The organism is Bacillus sp. REN10 (genome assembly GCF_016820555.1).
Classification (GTDB): Bacteria; Bacillota; Bacilli; order Bacillales; family Domibacillaceae; genus Bacillus_CE.
The window spans coordinates 195,989-219,325 of the sequence record NZ_JADHDW010000001.1 but is presented as its reverse complement, the minus strand read 5'-3'; the positions used below and the strand labels follow the sequence as shown (position 1 = coordinate 219,325).

The 23,337-nt window shown below is 39.1% G+C and carries 22 protein-coding genes and 2 pseudogenes; 2 read left to right on the top strand and 22 right to left on the bottom strand.

The window, feature by feature from the left end; genetic code table 11:
- Positions 1-154: 154 nt before the first annotated feature.
- The 3 genes and pseudogenes from IRB43_RS01080 to IRB43_RS17750 form a co-directional block, all read right to left on the bottom strand.
- Positions 155-1,003, bottom strand: coding sequence for a CsxC family protein (locus IRB43_RS01080; protein ID WP_203361580.1), 849 nt, complete (start codon positions 1,001-1,003; stop codon positions 155-157).
- Between the two features lie 351 nt (positions 1,004-1,354).
- A pseudogene (locus IRB43_RS18130) lies at positions 1,355-1,444 on the bottom strand (group I intron-associated PD-(D/E)XK endonuclease); the annotation flags it as partial.
- A 157-nt stretch (positions 1,445-1,601) separates the two neighbouring features.
- A pseudogene (locus IRB43_RS17750) lies at positions 1,602-1,721 on the bottom strand (group I intron-associated PD-(D/E)XK endonuclease); the annotation flags it as partial.
- A 447-nt stretch (positions 1,722-2,168) separates the two neighbouring features.
- Here IRB43_RS17750 and IRB43_RS01070 point away from each other — a divergent pair.
- Positions 2,169-2,357 (top strand): hypothetical protein, encoded by a 189-nt coding sequence (locus IRB43_RS01070; RefSeq protein WP_203361578.1) that lies wholly within the window; start codon positions 2,169-2,171, stop codon positions 2,355-2,357.
- Between the two features lie 265 nt (positions 2,358-2,622).
- On the opposite strand, the gene IRB43_RS01065 is transcribed toward IRB43_RS01070, so the two are convergent.
- From IRB43_RS01065 to IRB43_RS00975, 19 genes are all read right to left on the bottom strand, one after another.
- Positions 2,623-3,240, bottom strand: coding sequence for a hypothetical protein (locus tag IRB43_RS01065; protein WP_203361577.1), 618 nt, complete (start codon positions 3,238-3,240; stop codon positions 2,623-2,625).
- Between the two features lie 51 nt (positions 3,241-3,291).
- A complete protein-coding gene (locus IRB43_RS01060; protein WP_203361576.1) occupies positions 3,292-3,810 on the bottom strand; it encodes a hypothetical protein in 519 nt (172 codons plus the stop codon).
- A gap of 449 nt (positions 3,811-4,259) precedes the next feature.
- Entirely contained in the window at positions 4,260-4,862 is a 603-nt protein-coding gene (locus IRB43_RS01055; RefSeq protein ID WP_203361575.1) for a recombinase family protein, read from the bottom strand.
- Between the two features lie 452 nt (positions 4,863-5,314).
- A complete protein-coding gene (locus tag IRB43_RS01050; RefSeq protein ID WP_203361574.1) occupies positions 5,315-6,793 on the bottom strand; it encodes a restriction endonuclease subunit S in 1,479 nt (492 codons plus the stop codon).
- Positions 6,793-8,220: a class I SAM-dependent DNA methyltransferase gene (locus IRB43_RS01045; RefSeq protein ID WP_203361573.1), complete on the bottom strand. Its 1,428-nt coding sequence runs from the start codon at positions 8,218-8,220 to the stop codon at positions 6,793-6,795. The genes IRB43_RS01050 and IRB43_RS01045 overlap by 1 nt, the downstream gene beginning before the upstream one ends.
- Positions 8,221-8,330: 110 nt before the next feature.
- The gene (locus IRB43_RS01040; RefSeq protein ID WP_203361572.1) at positions 8,331-9,398 is read right to left on the bottom strand and encodes a PDDEXK family nuclease; all 1,068 of its coding nucleotides are present in this window, start codon (positions 9,396-9,398) and stop codon (positions 8,331-8,333) included.
- A 21-nt stretch (positions 9,399-9,419) separates the two neighbouring features.
- Positions 9,420-12,626 (bottom strand): type I restriction-modification system endonuclease, encoded by a 3,207-nt coding sequence (gene hsdR / locus IRB43_RS01035; protein ID WP_203361571.1) that lies wholly within the window; start codon positions 12,624-12,626, stop codon positions 9,420-9,422.
- A gap of 299 nt (positions 12,627-12,925) precedes the next feature.
- Entirely contained in the window at positions 12,926-13,177 is a 252-nt protein-coding gene (locus IRB43_RS01030; protein WP_203361570.1) for a hypothetical protein, read from the bottom strand.
- Between the two features lie 652 nt (positions 13,178-13,829).
- Complete coding sequence (locus IRB43_RS01025) at positions 13,830-14,333, bottom strand: YfcE family phosphodiesterase (protein ID WP_203361569.1); 504 nt, start codon at positions 14,331-14,333, stop codon at positions 13,830-13,832.
- Entirely contained in the window at positions 14,330-14,938 is a 609-nt protein-coding gene (locus IRB43_RS01020) for an XTP/dITP diphosphatase (protein ID WP_203361568.1), read from the bottom strand. Before IRB43_RS01020 ends, IRB43_RS01025 begins: the two co-directional genes overlap by 4 nt.
- 19 nt (positions 14,939-14,957) lie before the next feature.
- The gene (gene rph / locus IRB43_RS01015; RefSeq protein WP_203361567.1) at positions 14,958-15,698 is read right to left on the bottom strand and encodes a ribonuclease PH; all 741 of its coding nucleotides are present in this window, start codon (positions 15,696-15,698) and stop codon (positions 14,958-14,960) included.
- A 108-nt stretch (positions 15,699-15,806) separates the two neighbouring features.
- On the bottom strand, positions 15,807-16,856 hold the full coding sequence (locus IRB43_RS01010) for a GerMN domain-containing protein (RefSeq protein WP_481748103.1): 1,050 nt from the start codon (positions 16,854-16,856) through the stop codon (positions 15,807-15,809).
- Between the two features lie 96 nt (positions 16,857-16,952).
- Positions 16,953-17,750 carry a glutamate racemase gene (gene racE, locus IRB43_RS01005; protein ID WP_203361565.1) on the bottom strand — a complete coding sequence of 266 codons (798 nt, stop codon included), beginning with the start codon at positions 17,748-17,750 and terminating at the stop codon, positions 16,953-16,955.
- A gap of 10 nt (positions 17,751-17,760) precedes the next feature.
- Positions 17,761-18,210, bottom strand: coding sequence for a MarR family winged helix-turn-helix transcriptional regulator (locus tag IRB43_RS01000; protein ID WP_203361564.1), 450 nt, complete (start codon positions 18,208-18,210; stop codon positions 17,761-17,763).
- Between the two features lie 144 nt (positions 18,211-18,354).
- The gene (locus tag IRB43_RS00995) at positions 18,355-18,579 is read right to left on the bottom strand and encodes a helix-turn-helix domain-containing protein (RefSeq protein ID WP_094835889.1); all 225 of its coding nucleotides are present in this window, start codon (positions 18,577-18,579) and stop codon (positions 18,355-18,357) included.
- A gap of 119 nt (positions 18,580-18,698) precedes the next feature.
- Positions 18,699-19,154 carry an acyl-CoA thioesterase gene (locus IRB43_RS00990; protein WP_203361563.1) on the bottom strand — a complete coding sequence of 152 codons (456 nt, stop codon included), beginning with the start codon at positions 19,152-19,154 and terminating at the stop codon, positions 18,699-18,701.
- Between the two features lie 122 nt (positions 19,155-19,276).
- Entirely contained in the window at positions 19,277-20,044 is a 768-nt protein-coding gene (gene sdhB / locus IRB43_RS00985; RefSeq protein ID WP_203361562.1) for a succinate dehydrogenase iron-sulfur subunit, read from the bottom strand.
- Positions 20,045-20,046: 2 nt separating this feature from the next.
- On the bottom strand, positions 20,047-21,807 hold the full coding sequence (gene sdhA, locus IRB43_RS00980) for a succinate dehydrogenase flavoprotein subunit (RefSeq protein ID WP_203361561.1): 1,761 nt from the start codon (positions 21,805-21,807) through the stop codon (positions 20,047-20,049).
- A 61-nt stretch (positions 21,808-21,868) separates the two neighbouring features.
- Entirely contained in the window at positions 21,869-22,477 is a 609-nt protein-coding gene (locus tag IRB43_RS00975; protein ID WP_203361560.1) for a succinate dehydrogenase cytochrome b558 subunit, read from the bottom strand.
- A gap of 289 nt (positions 22,478-22,766) precedes the next feature.
- On the opposite strand from IRB43_RS00975, the gene IRB43_RS00970 reads away from it, so the two are divergent.
- Entirely contained in the window at positions 22,767-23,192 is a 426-nt protein-coding gene (locus IRB43_RS00970; protein WP_238941730.1) for a YslB family protein, read from the top strand.
- The last annotated feature ends 145 nt before the right edge of the window (positions 23,193-23,337 follow it).

Sequence of the window (23,337 nt, the reverse complement as noted above, 5' to 3'; positions counted from 1 at the left end):
ATTCAAATGGACCGCATCAGCAGCCATTTCCTTTCTATTTCATTTCTGTAAGTGTAGCACGATATTTTTCAAAAAAAAAGCAAGCATAATAAAACCATACCGCCGTAACTAGCAGTATGGTCTTACTGATTCAACGAAACGATCGAGCGTTGGCTTAATCGTGATTGCAATCGCATTTATGATCGTGCTTATGCTTGTTAATCCATCGCTGTTGAACTTGAAGCACCTTCACCGTCAAGTGAATAGCCATTTTTTCTGTGATTTTACTTTTATACGACTTATAGTCATTTTCAAGAAAATCAAATTCACTAATATCGGCATCAACAATTTCACAGAAAGGTTTCTCATTGAAAAACTCAGAGCTTGTTTGGAAATGCTTTTCTCGATCGGCTTCATGATTATTTTTGGCGATAAATTTATATTCAAAGCCAGATTTAAAGCTTTTCTTGAAAGGTTTTAAATCCTCTACTTCAATTTCCGTAAAACATCTAAACGGCACTTTCACCGTATGATGATAAACAGGACCAGAGCAATCCTCTACATACTCAATATTCTTCTCTACAAATCCCTCTAAAAATAGCTTCACCATTTCCTCATCATGATGATGGCGTTTATCATGATGTTGATGACATTTATCGTGGTGTTTCATCGAAGGCAACGGAACCACTTCACATTGGGTAATATGAATATTCTTTTTAATTCTTTTAATTTCATAGACAAACTTCGGCATAGGCACCTCCGCTTCGACAGGGATTTGAACGAATACTTCCGCTAATACAACAGGAAGCTTCGCAATAAATGGACCATACGCGGCATCTGGACAAACCGGATAGCTTTTACATTCTGAAAGAGTTTCTGCTTTTACAAATTCACACTGAATCTCTTTTTGCTCATGTTTTTGATGCTCATGATGGTGGTGCTTATTTTTATGACAATCGCTCGTTTTTTCTTCTTTTTTATGATGATCGTAGTCATCATAGTAATCATAATGCTTCTTACCCATATTTCCATCCTCCAATAATAGATTTTATTTTTGTTCCAAACTACCGGCCTTCACCTGCTGGTTTCTCACAATATAAATCCATTTAGAAGCGATCCTTCCCCCCTTTTTAGATGCTTTTATATACTATTCAAGAGGCTTGAAACGGAATGGACAAAAGGTACAAATGAGAGCCCTTTTTAAGTTTTTAGTGATATAACAACATAATTTTGTAAGGGGATGTTTTGAAGACGGAGAAAAGGAAACATAGTGTTTCTTTTGGCATCATAAAAAAACCTTCTAAACTCGTTGATTTATCTAACGCGTTAGAAAGTTTAATGCTTTCGGAGTATTAACTGTTCCGTTAGAGTTGCAGTAAGTTGAGCGAAATCTAATTTCGATAATTCCTTTTGAATTTAACTCCCTATACTTCACTTGCACTCGCTTGAATGAACCGTCTTTATAAAGTGAAACTTCAATCAGTAGGGGTTTTTTTCATCCCCCACTGATTGTTAGTTGAACGGATCGGGCGTTTACGGGCTGTTGATCCCCCACCTACACGTCTGCGCTTTTTCTGCAATGTTGAGGTGGGGGTCTTACAGCCCGTTAATGCGGGATAAATAACTAAATCAAATGGGGCATGCTCAGTATGTGGCAGTAAGATCATATAGCCTTTTTCAAACAAATCCACCTGAGCTTTTAAAACCGCTAAATCTCCTTTACTCTTAGTATGGTGATACATATATAACACCACTTTCTAGAAACCATAAGTTTCCTTAATTTTTATCCAAGACAAAAACCTCTTGCATCATTCAACACTGAAGTCAATAAAAAAGAGAAACGTCGTTAAGTATTGATATATCAACACTTAACGACGTTTCCCTTTTTTAAAATCGTGATTAAAATTAAACTCATGACGTCCCAGGAGAGATTCGAACTCCCGACCGACGGCTTAGCTTACCACTATGACTTTCGCCACCAACGCCCTATATATCGCTATTTGTTTACGTTCATGTGTAACGGTCACTTTCCGAACTTTGACCGATTGACTTAATTTCTATTATATTTGCTTACGCTTTATAATTCAAGCATTCATATAGTAGAAAACAATCCTATTGAAAAGGTAATACAGTTGTACTTAAATCTGCTATATTAAAACGCAAAGGTATTTATTTAAAGGAGTGGTTTCATGAGAGATAACAAAGAATGTTGTCCATATTGCAATGCTGATTTGCAAGGAGAACCTATTCCTAAAGAATCGCAGAAAGTATATGGTTCTTCCTATTTCACACGAAAAATTGGTATAAGCAGTATAGCAGCTGATAGGATTATTAAATGGAAATGTCCAGACTGTAACAAAGAATGGGATAGGGATTGATTATTTGTCCAACAAAATCATAATTCAGATAAAGCTGGTTTTAATAATAAATAAAATCGATACTTCATTAATTACTTCATTAATTGTCGTCACCAATTTAGTCCATAAAAAAGCATCTAATCATATCTAGGTTAGATGCTCGATCTAGAGTGTTTCAATTACCCACATTCTCCGCTGCTTTATTTAAAGGAAAAAAACACAGCCATAAGTAACCAATAGCATTCGGATTATCGATGGTAAATCCGCCGCCCATTAAAGACTGTAATTATTGTCGGGAATTTTTCCGTTGTTTTGCGACCTCTCTTCTTACGCCGCCTTTAACTTTTTTATCTACCATTTCAACAGCTTCGTAAAATTTCAGTTTACTTCTTACTTTATAATTACAATTAACACATGACCAATTGTATCTGCCCCAAAGAAAATTACCGAAAAAGGCATGTTTTTCATCCATTTCCGTTTCACATTTAGGACAGTATGGTGAATGGTAAATGTTTAGTTTTTCTATACTTTGTTCTGGCGAAGGTGTATCAAACGAACGTGAGAAAGGATTATTCGGAAACCTTATTCTCCAAAGCACTTTAAAATGTTCCTCATATCCAACATCTTTCCATCCACCAGGAGGAGTATAAAAAAACGGCATCGGCATTTTTTTATTCTTTTTTCCAATAAAACCTGCTCTTTTTACCAGAAAATAAATAGTCAGTCCAATGACCAATGCCGCACCTGCCACATACCATGTCCATGCTGGAATAACAAATGAACCTTCTCGAACTAAATGAAGGAATCCTGAAACAGCAGGCAAAGCTACCAAGAACAACAAAACTATTTTTGCTATTACACTCGTTACTAGCATTAACAGGAATTTCTTTAGCAATTCTTTCATACCGATCGACACTCTTTTCGTTATTTTATGAGTTCTATTTTTGAATAATGCTTATACTTTTTCGATATACCCCATTCTATATTCAATGAGTTGGCGTTCTATTGATGAAATGATTTTCTGATAATGTTCATTTAACGCTTTTACATCCTCTTCATCCCCTTCCCCCAGGACTTCCCACTTCATAAGAAGATTATCAATATTAACAACAGCATTAGCCACATCTTGTTCCAACAGATGAAATGAGTTATAGAGTAAAGGTCTAATTAATTGTTCAAATCGTTCGCTCTTAAACGTAGTTTCACCTGTGTAATAATCCCATTCCACTACCTGTGTATTGTTGTTCTCACTTAAGATTTTGTTATATGCATCAATTTTTTTAAGTATTTGTTCTCTAGCGAACTGTTTATCTATTTTTTCTTGTTCTTGTGCAAACTGTCTATCTAGCTTCTCTTGTTCCCACTTTTGCTGTCGTTTAAAAGAGATAGATTGAACAACAAAAGAGCTTATACCTGCTATCAATGCACCTATAATTACCCCTATCATCGGGAGTATAGGAATTAATTCATCCAAAACCTCACCACCTTTCCCAAATATCACTTGATATAGAGTTGATAAATAAAAAAACGACTCTCACCAGATATCTTTCAAAAACTTCTAATGATCTTTCCCCTCGAAATATGTCTCACTGTTATTTTAGTCTATAAACCTCTTAAAAAGGAAGAGATCAAAAGTAAGTCTCCCTTACTTTAACTAGGCAATCAAATTTTGGCTATATTACGCACAAATGTAACATCTTGGTGATTTAATACAACAGTACCATTGTTTTCATCTTCTTCGAATAAATTATGAATCTTTTTACAAGGGACTGTTAAAATCTTGTATTGAATCGGTAACTCTAGATTTTTTGGGACGTGTAGATAAGGTAACATACCCCATTCCTGTCCATAAACCCTACTAAAAATGTGGAAATACACCCCCACCTCGATTCCAAATGAAAAAAGACCCCTCGCAGAGTCCCCTTAACTTGCCTCATATTCTTTAACCTTCCGATAGAATGTAGCCTTAGTCATATTTGATTTCTTCATTGCTTCAACCGCTGTGATTTCTCCTGCCTTCCATTCCTTATACGCATGTTCAAATTCAGATGTAATCGATGTTTTAGGTCTTCCTAGGTGTTTACCCTGTGCCTTTGCTAAAGCTATTCCTTCAGCTTGACGAGTCTTAATCTTAGTTCTCTCTTCTTCAGCAACCCACGATAATACCTGTAATACCAAGTCAGCCACGAAAGAACCGATGGAATCATTGTATTTCCGTGTATCCAACAATGGCATATCAATTACGACAATGTGTGCTTTGATGTTCTGTGTGATATCTTTCCACTCGTTTAAAATCATCTCTTTGTTACGACCTAGCCTATCTAATGAATGTATGTATAACATATCTCCTTTACGCAAACGCAATTTCAAAGCTTGGTATTGAGGTCTATCGAAGTCTTTCCCACTTTGCTTATCGATATGTATATCACGCTCATCGATTCCAAGAGCATACATACTATCCAGTTGTCGTGCTTCGTTTTGGTCTTTGCTGCTTACTCTAACGTATCCAAATTCTTTGTTTTCCATAATTAATTCCGCCTTGTTATTTGATACTCTAATCGTAACGCCTTTGTATCAAAAGGTCAATTGTAATTATGATACGTATCAAAACCCAATCATATACCATATGAGACTACCTGAACCCTTATTCTACCGTTTCACAAAGTGCGTCGCAAAAAGTGTACCTTTTGAAACAGATAACTTATCGAAAACAATGCGATAAAGGCAGCCGTATCTTTTCTTTGATACCTCTTATTAGTCTACACCTCTGCTATCGATATCATTATCGAAGTTGAGTAGGGTTTCACTGCAATTCTTATTACTTTACCATGCTAAATCATATTGATAATGTGAGTCGTGTCGGAAATTTACCGATTGTCAGTTTGTGAATGAGAGTGGTTCTGTATCAAACCAATTCCACAACTTGGCATGTATGCAAGCATAAAAGACATCCAATTAATTTGGATGCCTTCTTACAACTATTTTACTTGTTCTTGTAGCACTTCTTTTAATAATTCAATTGCATTTTCCTCGCTTGGGTCATTTGTTCCAAGTTCACCACGAAAGGCTTTTGAAAGGACTGAGTCTTTTAGTTCATTAAATTTTTCAGAGAGCTTTATGGTGTCCCTTATTTTATTTTCATTTTCTGAAATGCGATTTAGAATGTTCATAATGTGTTTTTGTTCTTCTACAGGTGGCATAGGAATATATAGATTTTTTAGAAATTCCTGATTAATTGTTGCCATACCTACAGTCTGCTTACAACTTTCATTAATCCATTTCTTTACGTAAATTGAATTCAAAAACCCACTCACATATTCTGTTGAGATATCTTCATGTAATCTTATACGTATATTTTTGCTTTCAAATACTACAGTTGGAAAACCTTTCAGCACAGGCGCACACTTTCCAACTAACTCCCTTGAATTTACTCGATTAATCAAAATGTCGCCTTGTTTCAATCCATATTCTTCAATTTCCTCATCAGTCAAAGTCATGTAGTGTATATCTTTCAAATTCAATTCATTATTATCAATGTTGTACATTCTTAAACAAGGCGTACCACTTTCTGCATAATAACTAGCTGGTTTATACAGTCCATTCTTTAAGGATAAACATATTTGATGTAGTTTTATCCACTTCCAACTGTCTGGTATGGCAAATGGCACCTCATTCAACTCACTAAATTTGATATTTTTATTTTTCGCATTATTATTTACTACTTCAGTTGCTTCGAGTGTCTCTTCAATTGGCGTTATTGAAAATGAACTCTCTCTCCACTTCTTCGTTAGCTCCCCACGAAAAGCCTTATCCAAAATAGCTTCTCGACGAAGTTCAAATGCTCCCTTTGCTTCCTCAATCAACTGCTTTGCTTCTTCAATTTTACCTAAAAGCCGCTTCACTTTATCAGCAATTCGTTTTTGTTCGTTATATGGTGGTAACGGAAAACTCAACTTCTCAAATCTTCCTTTATTAATAATAGGTAGAGTAGTTGATGATGAATTTTCAATAATGCTATTTTGAAAAAAACTGGAAATCACTCCAAAATAGATAAATTCCGGAACTAAATTTGGATTAACGACAATAGTGTTGATTTGTTGGTTTGTAGCAGCTTCCTTTTTTCTAGAGAAACCTGTTTTTCCTATTGTTGCTCCAATACAAGTCACCATTATGCTTCCTTCTGGAATAGGTCGAGTTTTTAAAAATCCTAATTCAGATAAATACTCATTTGCTTCAATAACATTGAAACCCTGATTCAAGTCCGTAGGTTTAAATAAAGGACATATCGAACCATAATATTCTGGGTTACTTTTACTAGGTGTAGACCCAGTTACTACTTCACCTAATGATTGAACTCTTGTCCAAACCCAATTAGTAGGAACTTCATATGGTTGCCCATCCTCAGGCACTAACGCTTCTTCCAACAATTCCTCAAAGGTCTTATTTTTCTTACTCATTATTCGACCACCTCATCATCTTCAACAGCACGCAGTTCCGCTACTACTTCATTTAACAAATCCATAGCTTGTTGGAGCTTCGCAATTGCTTCTTCTGCTGATTCGATTGGGTCTGGTAAATTTTCGTATGAAGATAATGACTCATCTGCAATCAATCCAATGTCTAAGCTATCGTCTTTTTTGGCGATTTCTTCTCGTGTGAACTTATTCCAGCGTTCATCTTCGACTTTCGAGCGGTCTTCTGCGACATAGGCTTTCATGAAATCCTCAAAATGAGCCATTGTTAACTGATTCCGTTTTCCAAATGAAGACATATTTGTACGAAGGTCATATACCCATACATCTTTCGTATTATCTTGGTCTGTTGTTCCCCTTGTAAAGAATAAAACATTGGTTTTTACACCTTGAGCATAAAAAATCCCTGTTGGTAATCGTAAAATCGTGTGTAGATTACATTTGTTCATCAAGTCACGACGAATTTGTGAGCCAATACCGCTTTCGAACAACACGTTGTCGGGCAATACAACCGCTGCTCTTGCATTTCCATCATCTTTCAAAGCGTTATAAATCAACTGCAGGAAATTCAACTGCTTATTTGATGTTTCAAACGTTAAATCATCACGAGATACACGTTCGCCACCCTTTTTTGTACCAAATGGGGGATTCGTTAAAATCACATCTAAGTTTTTCATCCATTTACCGTTACCTGATAAAGTATCACCTTGTTCCAAGCGTCCTTCGATATTATGAAGCAACGCATTCATGAGTGCCAGACGATGCGTATCTTTAACAAGTTCCATTCCAGTAAAGGCTTCTTTCTTTTGGAACTCGGCTTCTTGTGGCTCTATATCAAAGTAGTCATCTGTTTGATTCTTTAAATATTGGTCTGCTGCAATCATGAAACCGAACGTTCCAGCTGCAGGGTCAGCACACCGCTCTCCAATTTTCGGGTCGATAAGCTGTACCATTACATCAATTAATACACGAGGTGTGAAGTATTGCCCCGCTCCCGATTTCTTTTCACTAGCATTCTTCTCTAACAATCCTTCATAAAGATTGCCTAATCCTTCTTCTTTGGCATTGTACCAATCAAGGGCATCAATTGATTTGATAATTTTTTCTAAGTTTTTCGGCTCGGCAATACTTGTAGAAGCATCACTGTATATTAGACGCAGCCGCTCATTTTCACTGCTTCCTAATTCAAGTAACAACCGCTGATAAAATGTCTTTAATTCCAAACCTTCTTTATCTAACAAATCATCCCAACGATAGCCTTGTGGAATCACACCTTCTGTTTCCTGCTCTTTCATCATTTTGAGGAATAATAAGTAGGTTAACTCTGTTACATATTGCTGATAAGTGATCCCATCATCACGCAGGACATTACATAAATTCCATAATTTTTGTACAATCTCTTGGTTATTCATAACTTCCTCCTAATATTTGCTCAACTATCTTATTATAATGGAAAATTGATTACTCCGAGCAATTACTTTTAATCTCAAGGAAAAGAGAGTCCCTTTTAGGAACTCCCCTGCTATTGAGCCTTTTCCTTTATGAATTGATAGAACTTAACAAACGTCTCAGTATATTGTTTTAGACATTCCTCAATATCCTGTTTTTCTACAAAGTTAAACTTTGCCGCTAATCTATATAAATCTGTATTTTTTGATCCTTGAGAAAGCTCTATTTCACACCCCAGTAACGTTTTCAATTCGTCTGTATACCTCTCTGCTATCGAACGGATCAAATCTGTTTCTTGTTTTTTATAAGACTCTACGAACATAGAAGCAGTATGATCCTTCTTGTAGACAAATACAAAGTTCCATTTCTTCCCTAAGAAGCGGTGTCCTTTGAAGTAATCTCTTTTTCCCCCATATCGAGCAGTGTAATCCGTTTGGTTGTTGATAAAGTTAGCTACTCCTTGCAGGAATGAAGAAACATCTTCGTCAACCTTTATTTTGCGTTCTTTTACTGAAGCCTTTTTGTTAATATAATAATTCTCAAGCTTGTATGGAGGGATAATTTGATCGGTGTCTACAATAAGCTGATCTCCCAGTTTGTACGGCTTGATTGTTACACATTTCACATCAATGCTATTTTCATATAACCATGTACAAACGGAAAGAATCCTCTTATCAATATCTTTACCGACAATGATAATCCGCTGACTGTTGTTAAGAAGATTATTTAAATCTTCTTCGCTGTCTACTTCAAGAAATTCCATCAACTCATCTTTGGTATTAATTAACGGAGCATGAACTCTTGAATAATCTTCATATATTTCAAGGATATCAGTGGGGCTAAGCCTCGCACAATACGAGGCATATTTTAAAGCTTGAAAATCAACGCCGCTTCCTGTAGTGTCTCTCTTCACTTCAATTATAACTAGGTTACCCTCTTTATCTATGGCTAGGAGGTCTAATCTTTCGTTCACTTCAAATTTATCGTATTCATGAGCAATGATTAGTAAATCCTCATTAAGAACTTCTGGACTTTTACGAATCCATTCCTCTATATGTTGCCGCTCTTTTAAGTCATTCTCAGAGAACGTGGTTTCTCGGACTTCTTCTAGTCTATTGTTTTCTGTATCAAGTCTATACAAGGTAGTTATCCCCCTAGTGGATTAGCTTACATAAAGATTTTCATTAATGGTTAACACAACAGTATCAATAAGATCGCCAAATTCACGATGTAATAACTTATATCCACCTTGACTGCGAAATGGCTCTTCTGAAAAAGCATCTTGCGGTGTTGGTGCTAATACAGGTACTTGAAGTAATTGCTTTTCTATTCTCTCTAACCACTTCTTCTGCCTTGGAGTCCAATCATGCAGTGAATACACTTTCTGCATCGCCTGTTTAATACGTGTTTCATGGGCAACGAGTGCTTCACCTAATGCAGCTTGGCGAATAAAGCTAATAATGTCCGCTGCGATGTCTTCATTTTTCGTCTGCTTCCAAGCTGTTTGTAAATGAGATTGCTTAAAGCCTTTCGTTTCTAGAATGGTAATAAGTTCTCGTAAATCCTGCCTTGTTAAATCTTTCGGTCGTGTGCAAATAAGATGAAGAGCGGGAATTTCATTAATATTTTCTTGGATAAAACGAACGAAACCTTCTAAATAATCTTCAGGTCGCTTGTTTCCTTCACCGTATCCCCGAACCACATCTGTTACTTCATCCTCTTTGTTGGAGATATATCGTTTCTCGCCTTTTACCCGATAGGCTTCCATATATTCAAATAACATGTTGTGCTGTTTTGCTTCTTGTGGAGTATACGACTGAATTTCTTTCGCCCACTCATCCACATTTTTCCCATTTGACAGTTCTTCAAATTTCTGCTTTCCATCTTCATCCAATCTTTGCTTTCGACGCTGAATTTTCGCTACCAATTGGTCACGAAAAAACGACACTTCGTCTTCTGTCGTAGCATTGGCAAGTGATTCATATAGTTCACCAATACTGTAATTTTGTTTCTTTACAACAGGTTTCATCTCCGTATAACTTTGCAATTTGTCGTAAATACCCACCGCATCATAAATGTTAAAATGCGTTTTTCCAATGTCTGAACAAAGACGAGTTGCACGTCCAAGCATTTGGTCATAAAGAATACGAGACTGTATACGCCGTAAAAATACTATGTTTGTTATTGGAGGGACATCAATGCCTGTAGTGAGTAAATCAACCGTTACAACGACATTTGGCAACCGCTCGTTCTTAAACCTTTTAATGGCATCTAATGGCTTATAGATATAGCCAGTAATTTTCATAATGGCATCATCTTCAATTTCATCGCCACGTTCTTTAAAGGCTTTCTTCAATAACCGAACAACCAAATCTGCATGTTGATCAGTAGCTGCAAAGATAAGGGTTTTCTCTTTTCCTGTCGGGTCAATGTATTCGACCAGTTTGTTTAGAACCGCCCGATTAAAAGGTTCAGTAATCACCCGTTTATTAAACTGCTCAACTTCAAAATGAACTGTATCTTCCATTTTTTCTAGTTGAATCTCACCTTTATCAACATCATACACTTCAACTTCTTCGTCTTTCTCAAGAGTAATGCCAACTTGTGAAAGTTCTGTCTTAAAAAGATATGGTGGTTCATGGTCAACTAAGTAGCCATCCAGAACCGCTTCACTATAAGAATACTTAAAAATAGGCATACCAAAAATCTCTGTTGTATGAAGAGCGGGTGTTGCCGTGAGTCCTAGACAGGCTGCATCAAAATAGTCAATCACACGTCGATATTGACTGATGTAATCATTCTGGTCACGGAAATCCAATTCTTCCTCTGACATTTCTTTGTCACTTGTATAGCCACGATGTGCTTCATCTACAATGATGAAATCATACTGCCCGACACTTGGAAGCTTTTCATTATCGCTATAGAAAAGTCTTCGAACCATTCCCTGTACTGTCGCAATTTGCACCTTCGTTTCAACTTCTGGAGACATGTCTTCTAAAGACTTTACATCGTATATATCAGCAAATGAGTAGCCTTCAATTTTTGTATCCTTAAGTGCATCCTCTGTCTGCTTTCCTAACGAATTACGGTCAACGAGAAAAAGAATACGACGACATTTTTTTGACTTAATTAAGCGATACATGAGTGCGATTGCTGTGCGGGTCTTCCCTGTTCCCGTTGCCATCGCAATGAGCATTCTTCGTTGCCCTTCTTTTAATCCCTCTTCAGCGGAAAGTACAGCTTTTTGCTGATAATGACGCAAGCCAAACTTCGTAATATCCTCTTCTTCTAATCGTTTATTTGCATCCTTATCATCTTGACTAAGAAGAAGCTGCAAGTCGTCAGGTGAATGCCAGCCTTCTAATGGGCGAGCATGTTCTAACGGTTTACGTGAATCCCAAAACCAGATGCCCGACTCTTCTTGAAGTTGTCTCAAGTATGGTCGGCCGTTCGTTGCGTATAAAAACGGCACTTTATATTCACCTGTTGTAGGTGTGATGACTTCATCTTCGACTTGTACCACATTTTTTGCATACACTTTTGTTTGACTTTCTAATGCGCCAGGAATCGTTTTCTTTTTTGCCTTAGCTTCAATAAAGCCAACAAGCTTTAAGCCAATAAATAACGCATAGTCGACCCTGCCGCCATTGACCTTCCATTCAGCAATTGCCATGTTTCGATTTTTCTCTGGCAGCGTTCCGTTCTTTTGATGATTTAGTACAGTTGTGTCTACTTCCCATCCAACAGCACGTAGTTTTCCATCGATAATCGTACGTGTTTCAGCTTCTGTTAATTGCTGTCGACGCATAAAGTTTTTAGATATCTTTTTACGCTCGATTTTTACCTCTTCTTGTTCCACTTTTGCCTGTTGACGAATTGCCTCTAATTCTTCTTCAAGCTTTTTGACTTTTTCTTCATATTCTTGCTGAAGCATTTCTGTACTCTGTTCTGCTTGTTCTTGAGGTTCTTTGTATTCAGGTGCTTGAAAGTCCCAATCACCATATACCTCCATAAACCAAATAGACAAGCGGAACGTTAATTGTAACAAAGCCTTTGCTTCTTCTACTTTTCCATAATCCGCTTCATGCATCGCTACATTCCCTTTGCGACGAAGAGCTTCTAATATATCAATTAATTCAGGCTCAAGTAACCTTTCCCGACGCAAAGTATTAATGCGATCTACTTGTGTTGTACCATATGCCTCTTTAATATTTTCAGCGGCAAGAATAAATTTCGTTAATGTTTCAGCGAACAATCGCAATTTCATTACTGTTGTATGCGGATCATGATATACATTTTTCTCAGCTGTCTCTCCCAAGTTAGCAAGTACATCCCATTTCCCTTGGAAAAATGAAAAGTTACTGCTCATCGTTATCACCGTTTTCTCAATAGATTGTATGTGTCCATTATACTATACACATGCAGAAATTAGGAAACAGGATAACTACTTCGATATTATTAAAATCACAGTTTTATTAATCAATGGATATTATAGCTGGAACATGTCCTCACCAACACATACTGTTCTACCCTCCAAAAATAAAAAGGGATAACTCCAATCTGAGCCATCCCAATACTTCACTGTTTATTATGCTAATCCTAATTTTTCTAAAAGGTCATCAGCATTTGTTCTAGTCTCTTTCTTTTCTTCACGCTCACGTCGTTTCCTTAATTATGCTTTATAGCCAAAAAATGGTGTGATCGGTTCGTTTGAGAATCGCTTATTGTACGGCTTCTATTCCCGCTCACCTTCATTTGCCTTGTAATGGTATCGAGAGCATCAGAAATCAAAATTGAGTCACTCAAGACCTCAGTCTGTTTTATTTTTGTCTTTGAAGTGGTGGAACTAGTACCAGTTAATCCTTCGAATAGTCCCTTTACATCCACATCAACATCTAATAATCCTTTTCTTTTGGTCACAACAAAAAACCTCCTATATCGAAAGTGATATAAGCCAATAACAGGTGTAATTTCTTACGTGACCGTTATACTGACCGTTTCACTAAACGATATAGAAGGTTGATTTGACGGGCTTTACACCCGATTTCTGTAGCGTCCCAGGAGAGATTCGAACTCCCGACCGACGGCTTAGCTTACCACTATGACTTTCGCCACCAACGAGTGTTGTTTGTAGTCTGGACTATATCTTCACCATTTCAGGTGCGACACGTGTAGTCTCTACGGAACCTCACGATAATCATTTGTATGATTATTCTTTGGAATTTCTACCACCAGATGAAATGAATCTGGTCCTTTAAAACCCCTCAATCTCATTCACTTGAGATCGTAAGTTTCCTCGGTATTGCCATCAGCATAATCTGTTAAGGGTTCACCGATATAGTGTCGTCCACTCTATAAGTTATTGTTTCCTTATAGAGGCTCCTATTCTTGAAGGCCGTTGCTCTATCCGGCTGAGCTACTGGGACATGTTTTTATTTAATTTATCTTTAAGACATTTATTATAATACCAAGTGAGATATTATATGTCAATACTATTTCAAAGAAAAAATTACTTTTCTTTTTTAGATGGGATTTCCACCAGCAAATGTTACTCGCTGGCGGAATGAATCCATTAAAATATTTGCCGTAAAGCCATCAATTCTTGGTGGGTTTCATCATAAAAGCAAACGGTTGTTGTGTTGTGATCTACTTCAAGGATCGCATATGTTTTTTCTTTACGTCCACGAGGGAAAGAGATGCTGCCGGGATTAACGAATACCGTGCCATCGATGCTCTCCGCTCCGACAAGATGAGAGTGTCCGAAGAAAACAAAATCCGCTTCATATTCCTTCGCTTTGTACATCAGATTCATCAACGTCGTTTTAATCTTATAGCGATGTCCATGTGTCACGAAAATTCGCTTTCCTTCTACCCCTTCTATAATATCATAAGGAAACTCATTTTCTGTATCGCAATTGCCACGCACAATAAAATAGCCTTCTATTGCCGGATCATCCGCTGAGAGTTCGGAATCTCCGCAATGAATCATCGCATCGACTTGATCTTCGTATCGTTCTTTTAACTCTTGCAGCACTTCGCTCCAGCCATGACTATCACTGACGATCAATACCTTCACTTCGCATCACCCTCTAGCAAAGCAGGCAATTGCTCCCGAAGCTTCTTCAATGCCTGTCCACGATGACTGATGCTGTTTTTTGTTTCGGGGGCAAGGTCAGCCATTGTTGCTCCAAACCGTTCCACATAAAAAATCGGATCGTAGCCGAAGCCATTCGTCCCTTGTTTTTCTTTCGTCATTCGACCTTCACATGTGCCCGCTACTGTTGTTGTTTCTTTGCCGGGCATCGCAATCGCTAATGCGCAATAAAAACGAGCGGTACGCTTTTCGTTAGGAATATCGCGAAGCTCATCAAGCACTTTTTGAATATTCGCTTCATCGCTTTTTTCTTCCCCTGCATATCTCGCCGAATAAACGCCAGGGCGACCATCAAGCGCATCAATGATTAAACCAGAATCATCAGCAATCACAAGACGACCCGTCAGTTTGCAAATCGCCTCGGCTTTCAAGATGGCGTTTTCCTCAAAAGTCTCACCAGTCTCTTCGATATCCGCAAATTCTGGATGATCAAGCAACGTTTCAACATCCAGCCCAAAAGAAGCAAACATCTCCGCGAACTCCTTCGCTTTTCCTTTGTTTTTTGTCGCAATAATTACTGCATCCATAGCAAGATTCCCCTTTTGATTACTTATTCATTTTATTCGCAATATCTCCTAGCGCAGCGGCTTGAATCTCAAACAGTTGCTTTAGACCAATTTGAGCCGACTCAAGTAAGCTTTGCAGATCCTTCATTGAAAAAGTTGCTTCTTCTCCTGTTCCTTGAAGTTCAACGAATTCACCTGCTCCCGTCATCACAACATTCATATCCACTTCCGCTTGACTGTCCTCTATGTAATTTAAGTCTAACACGACTCCGTGATCTTTGACGACTCCCACACTAGTAGCAGCTAAAAAGTTCGTCACAGGGAAAGTTGGTAATTCCTTTTCCTGTTGCAAGCGATCTAAAGCGATGGCCATCGCCACGAAAGCGCCTGTAATTGAAGCGGTACGCGTACCTCCATCTGCCTGAATCACATCACAATCGATCCACACTGTGCGTTCACCAATCGCTTCAAGATCGACAACTGCTCGCAATGCCCGGCCAATTAAACGTTGAATTTCCATTGTTCGCCCGGATACTTTTCCTTTAGAAGATTCACGAATATTCCGCTGCTCTGTCGCTCTTGGCAACATCGAATATTCAGCAGAGATCCATCCTTTTCCGCTTCCGCGCATAAACGGAGGCACCCGATCTTCTATACTAGCTGTACAGATGACTCGTGTATCCCCAACAGTAATTAGCACAGAGCCTTCCGGGTGTTTCAAAAAGTCTGTTTCTATATGCACGTTTCGCAATTCATTCGTATTTCTGCCGTCAACTCTCATAACGTCCTCCTTTAATTAAACAGGCATCCTCGCTTGTCCGACTGCTTGCAAACAAGGATGCAACTTTCTTCATTCGTTACTACTATATAATAGCGTAAATTTTTCTGTTCACAAGCCAATCGGGTTAATAAATTCAGGTCTTGTTACTGAACTGCTGAGCGGTTCTCCATTTTCGGTCATGATCTCCGAGCTCCCCGCTACTTGAATCGCTAAACTTTCAATACCACTTTCTTCTGTTAAAGACAAAGCTAATAGCTTTAATATGTGGTCAGACACCATTTTATTTTCCATGCTGCCTAGAATCGCTTCATTAAAGTTTAATGTCACTCTTCCATCCTTCACAATCGGACGTTCAAGCAATTCCGCTTGAGGGATAAATTCCGTTACTAATCCTGATCCAGCTTTCGGTCCTTTCGCTAACTCTTTCACGACAGCAGAAATAGGATCTTGTTCACTATTGGCTACCCGCCTAGTTACAGGCACATAATAGTAGCCCTCTCCTTGTTGAGCCATAAAGTATACAGTAATAGGCCTCGTGTTGGCAACATCCACCACATTGGAGGTGTCTATATTAATTCCCGCTTTTCGAGTCATTCCTTTCGTACTCAACGGCATATGAGCGACAGGCATTTCCTTCAATGACTGGCCATTGATCTTCATCTTTACTCGATGAATCGAATCAAATTGAGTCAATGTCCATGTAACCGCTTGTACCACTCGAGCTTCGTCTTCCTTTGCATACTCCTTGAACTCAGGAGAAAAATCAACAGTAGCCACGCCTTTTTGAACATCAACACTGTTGATTTGCGTACCCGCAGGCAACACAGGGCGAAAATCGTTCGGAAGCATATTCGTAATCGGCCCTTCCGCCACAAGATGTTCTAGCGCCTGCTTGGCCAAACTTTCTGTATTGGAAAGGGGGATCGTCTGTGACACTACATAGCCATGTTTATCAATTAAATAAAGTTCAGTCATTACCATATTTTTATTTTGTTTTGCTAATTGCTGTTCCTCACCTTTCAAATTATCGGTATACGTGACGGAATGCGGCGGATCAATCTTTTCTTTTTTCTCCCCAGAAAGCAATCCGCATCCAGCAGCACAAACTGAGGCAATCAGGATGGTGATTGCAGCTGTCGTCTTCTTATTGCGCATAATGATCCCTCCTAAAGCTGTTTGTACTAAATATACGAGCCATTCAGCAAGTTAGAACCTTCGGAAATAAATCTTCTATTCTAGCAAAAAAAGACCCGCTTAGTTTCCTAAGCGGATCGTTTCAACTTGTATTTGTTTATTTTTCAGCCAATCAGAAGCTATTCGATAAAATAGCTTTTGAGAACCAGTGATGAAAAAACGATGAGAAGCGCTTTTTTCCTTCGCTTGAATTTGCTGATAATCAAGGATCGCACTCACTTCACGAGCGGTTTCTTCTCCTGAACTAATAATTTGCACTTGATCGCCAAGAGTGTTCGAAATAATCGATTCCAACAATGGATAATGGGTGCACCCTAAGATGACCGTATCAATCGATGTGCCTTTTAAAGGTTTCAACGTTTCCGCTACCACCTTTTTAGCCATCGCACTTTTATGCTCACCGCTTTCGACAAGCGGAACAAATTTAGGGCAGGCAAGGGAAATGACCTCCACATGATCATTAATTGCCTTCAGCGCGTGTTCATACGCGCCGCTTTTCACGGTTCCTATCGTCCCTAACACAGCAATCTGATCATTTTTTGTCTGTTTAATGGCGGCTCTTGCCCCAGGGCGGATGACACCAACGACCGGAATATCGAGCGCCTCTTGTATTTCCTCTAATACAACGGCTGTTGCTGTATTACAGGCGATCACTAGCATTTTAATCTCTTTTTCCAGCAAAAAGCGGGTCATTTCCCATGTGAAAGCTTTCACTTCTTCTGCTGGCCGCGGACCATACGGACAGCGAGCCGTATCCCCAGTATAATAAATGGTTTCATTCGGAAGCTGACGCATCATTTCTTTCGCGACCGTCAACCCACCGACTCCTGAATCTATGACACCAATTGGTCTATTCAACACGTTCGCCTCATTCTTCTTTCATTTCTTGATGCATTTTCTGCAAATGCTGTTTCAGTGATTCCACTTCTTCTTTCGTGAAATCCGTTAATATTTGTTTCACATACAACTGACGTTTAGCAATCACTTCATTAATAATTCTCGCGCCCTCACTCAACAGATGAATGCGGACGATTCTGCGATCATGCTTATCTTTTACACGCTCAACTAGCTTCGTTTTCTCCATCCGATCAATTAAATCAGTCGTCGTGCTGCAAGCTAAATACATTTTCGTCGATAGCTCTCCTATCGTCATATCCCCTTCTTCAAACAGCCATTGTAACGCAATAAATTGCGGCGGGGTAATATGATAATCACTTAATATTTCGCGACCTTTTTGTTTAATGATCACATTTATGTATCGCAATTCTTTTTCGATTTCTGCGACAATTTCAGACGAACACTCCAGCTCTTCTGCCATTCCTTTTGCACTCCCTAATCTCTTTTCCTTTTGACCTGTATTCCTATATTTTCTCTTTTTTTTTGAAAAAATGCAAGAGTTGTCCCATTGCTTCTATCCATACAAAAAAGATGGCGCAAGGAATACTCACGCCATCTTTTCTCTTTAAAGCTTTAGCTCACCCATTCGCAATAACTCAATAATTGCCTGTGAACGGCCTTTCACACCTAGCTTTTGAATGGAATTAGAAATATGGTTTCTCACGGTTTTTTCACTAATGAATAGTTCTTCCGCGATTTCTTTCGTTGTTTTATCCTGAACTAATAACGTAAACACTTCTTTTTCTCTTTTCGTTAAAAGTGGTTTTCGAACAAAGCGGTGCTCCCTCACTGAACTTTTACCCTCCTCGCCTCCGCCAGCATCTCAACACAGATAATACGGCCGTTAAGGTATCATATGTCAGAAGGTGGCGGTTTGACATTTAAGAGGGAAAATATTTTAATAGAAATCTACCGAGAGTTCTGTGTTAACTTACTTTTCATCTCTTCTGATAATGGGTAGGGCTTATGCGTTTCACGAGAAATTTGGACGACTCTCCCTCTCCCAACAAAACAAATGTCTCCCTTTTGATTAACCCCTTTGTAATGAAGGTCAACAGAAGATTGGCCAATCGTTTCTGCTTTCACGAAAATGTTCAACTTCTCTCCAAAGAATACTTGCTGAATAAAGTCACATTGCAGATCAGCCACAACAATCATCGCAGGAGCAGTTTCTTTCGTCCAATCCTCCATCAACCCGATTTTCTTAAAAAATTCAATCCGCGCCTCTTCAAAATAGACAAATGGCACGGTATTATTTAAATGCCCAAACATATCTGTTTCAGAGAAGCGAACGCTGACAGGGTGAAAAAAACGAAAGCCGTTCTCCCACTTCACCCAATCCTCAATATAAGCCACCTTTTTCATTTCCATCCCCCTTTGTTGAAATCAAAAAGCCATCTCCTACGAAACAGCATCTAAAAAATGATCCTTTCTAGATGAAGTAAACTCATAGGAGATGACCTGTTGATCAAACCGTTCTTTACTTATTAATCTACTTGATAATCGCTTCCGAAGAAACTGCGGAATGCTTGAACAGTCGTATCACGGTTCAAAGCGGCGATAGATGTTGTTAAAGGAATACCTTTTGGACAAGATTGTACACAGTTTTGCGAGTTTCCGCAATTCGCAAGGCCGCCATCTCCCATAATCGCTTGCAAGCGTTCATCCTTATTCATCGCACCTGTTGGGTGAGCATTGAATAAGCGAACTTGCGATAATGGCTGAGGTCCAATAAAGCTTGACTTGCTGTTTACGTTTGGACAAGCTTCTAAGCAAACACCGCAAGTCATACATTTAGACAATTCATAAGCCCATTGGCGTTTTCTTTCAGGCATGCGAGGACCAGGTCCAAGATCGTACGTTCCATCAATCGGAATCCATGCTTTTACCTTTTTCAAGGAGTCAAACATACGGCTGCGATCCACTTGCAAGTCACGAACAACCGGGAAGGTGCTCATTGGAGCTAGACGGATCGGCTGCTCTAATTGATCCACTAGTGCTGTACATGATTGTCTTGGTTTTCCGTTAATGACCATGGAACAAGCGCCACATACTTCTTCAAGACAGTTCATATCCCAAGCAATCGGCGTTGATTTTTCGCCTTTTGCATTGACTGGATTTCTGCGGATTTCCATCAGCGCCGAAATCACGTTCATATTTGGGCGATACGGAATCACGAACTCTTCGTCGTACGGCGCAGAATCCATCGTGTCTTGACGAGTAATAATAAAACGGATTGTCTTATTCTCGCTCATCTTTATTTCTCCTCCTTCTTCTTAGTGTAATCGCGCTTACGAGGAGGGATCAATGAAATATCCACATCTTCGTAATGGAACGCAGGTGCTTCATTGTCACCTTTAAATGTTGCCATCGTTGTCTTCAAGAAGTCTTCATCGTTACGATCTGGGAAGTCAGGCTTGTAATGCGCTCCACGGCTTTCGTTACGATTTAAGGCTCCAATTGTGATAACGCGAGCAAGGTGAAGCATGTTTTTCAACTGGCGAGTGAAAGTAGCTCCTTGGTTGCTCCATTTCGCTGTATCGTTAATATCAATGTTTTTCCAACGCTCCATTAACTCAACGATTTTGTCATCTGTTTGCTTCAGCTTATCGTTGTAGCGAACAACTGTTACATTGGCAGTCATCCACTCACCAAGTTCTTTGTGAAGAATGTAAGCATTTTCTGTACCATCAAGGGACATGACTTCATTCCACTTCGCTTCTTCTTGTTTCGCATAACGATCGAAAACAGAGGAAGAAATCGCATCAGATGTTTTCTCAAGACCTTCAATATATTTCACAGCGTTCGGTCCAGCTACCATACCGCCATAAATAGCAGAAAGTAAAGAGTTGGCACCTAAGCGGTTCGCACCATGCTGTGAGTAATCACATTCACCAGCAGCAAATAAACCAGGAATATTTGTTTGTTGCTCATAATCTACCCATAATCCACCCATAGAGTAGTGAACAGCCGGGAAGATTTTCATTGGTACTTTACGCGGATCGTCGCCCATGAATTTCTCATAGATTTCAATAATTCCGCCAAGTTTAATATCTAATTCATGCGGATCTTTATGAGATAGATCCAAGTAAACCATGTTTTCACCATTGATACCTAGTTTTTGGTTCACGCACACATCAAAGATTTCACGCGTTGCAATATCACGCGGTACAAGGTTTCCGTATGCCGGGTATTTCTCTTCCAGGAAGTACCAAGGTTTACCATCTTTATATGTCCAAACGCGTCCACCTTCTCCACGAGCAGATTCACTCATTAGACGAAGCTTATCGTCTCCTGGAATCGCTGTTGGATGGATTTGGATGAACTCTCCATTTGCATAGTTAACCCCTTGCTGGTAAACGATGGAAGCGGCAGAACCTGTGTTAATAACAGAGTTCGTTGATTTTCCAAAAATAATACCAGGGCCACCTGTTGCCATAATCACAGCATCACCAGGGAATGTTTGGATGCTCATATCCGTTAAGTTCTGTGCAGTGATTCCGCGGCAAACACCCTCGTCATCAATAATGGCACCAAGGAATTCCCAACCTTCGTATTTCGTTACAAGACCAGCTACTTCGTGACGGCGAACTTGCTCGTCTAGCGCATATAATAGCTGTTGACCAGTTGTTGCACCAGCAAACGCTGTACGGTGATGTTGCGTACCTCCGAAGCGGCGGAAGTCAAGAAGTCCTTCCGGTGTACGGTTGAACATAACTCCCATGCGGTCCAATAAGTGAATGATTCCCGGTGCTGCTTCAGTCATTGCTTTTACCGGAGGCTGGTTAGCAAGAAAGTCCCCGCCATAAATCGTATCATCAAAGTGAACATAAGGTGAATCTCCTTCACCCTTTGTATTAACGGCACCGTTAATACCACCTTGCGCACAAACAGAGTGAGAACGCTTTACTGGAACTAATGAGAATAGATCAACTTGCGTTCCTTCTTCTGCTGCTTTAATTGTAGCCATTAAACCGGCTAATCCGCCGCCGACTACGATAACTTTTCCTTTACCCATTGAGACTCACTCCCTTTTCTACATTCCGTACTAATAGATCCTTAAACGGATCATATTTTCATCAAACGAAAGCAAAAATCGCACGAATACCTACAACAGAAAGCGCTACGAAAACACCCATTGTAACATAAGTCATAATTTGTTGAGAACGTGGAGAAATTGTAATTCCCCAACTTACACTGAATGACCATAAACCATTAGCGAAATGGAATATAGTAGATACAACACCAATTATGTAGAAAGCAAGCATAAATGGACTAGATAAAATACTCTCCATCATTTGGAAATTCACTTCAGCTCCTAAAGCTGCTTGAATTCTTGTCTCCCATACATGCCATGAAACAAACACAAGTGTAATAACACCTGAAAGGCGCTGTAAGAAGAACATTTGATTTCGGAAGAAGGAAAATCTACCTACGTTATTCTTCGCTGTGAAGGCAATGTACAAGCCATAAATAGCATGGAATAACAAAGGTAGGAAAATAACAAACGCTTCCAAGAAATAACGGAATGGCAACTGCTCCATAAAGTGAGCGGCGTTGTTAAATGCTTCCTCACCCTTCGTTGCAAAATGGTTGATTACTAAATGTTGCGTCAAAAACAGTCCCACAGGAATGACACCAAGTAATGAGTGCAGCCTGCGATAAAAAAACTCTCGATTGTCAGCCATGATTTACCCCCCTTGATTTTGAAGCATCTGACAAAAAAATATTTGACATAGCTTCATTTTATAACAATTATGTGACACCACCATTTTACTCCCATCGCCACATAGCGTCAAGAATGCGTATACATCTTTTTATATTCTGAAAAAACTACAATCTATGAATCTTTATTCATTTTCCCCAAACGCTATCCTTGCAGTATTATGTCGAAATAACAATTTGAAAGATAAAGGTTACACCTTTTTTCTCTTGATCAAGTTGTATATAATAAATAGCAGAAAGTGGGGATTAAAATTGACAAATCAAACCGATAACCAAGAAACGGCAACTCTTTCCGTCCCTGTCTTCGGTTACGAAATTATCAGAGACGTGCTACTTACAGATGTATTAGGCAAAGAGACAGCGGACATTCTTTACTGGGCAGGAAAATCCATTGCTCGCAAGTTTCCTTGCGCTACCTTTGAAGAACTTGCTTCTTTTTTCAGCGAAGCAGGCTGGGGGCAACTTACACTGTTAAAGGAAGCTAGAAACGAGAAAATCTTCGTCTTGAGTGGTCCATATATTGATAGAAGATTTTCTATTCATACTGAACCATCCTTCACAATAGAAAGCGGATTTTTAGCCGAGCAAATCAGTTTGCAAGAACAAACTATCGCTGAATCTATATGTGAGGTCCAAAAACGGGCTCACAAAGTACAAATCACTGTGAAATGGGAGTAAGGCCCTTCATCATTACTTAAGTGACACAACACAGGACTGTTCTGTTTACACATAATCGTATCAATATACAATCATTTTTTCACTTTATAATGCTCTATAGAAGAAGAGCGGGGGGATCGCTCCCCCGCTCTTCTTCTATCCGTAC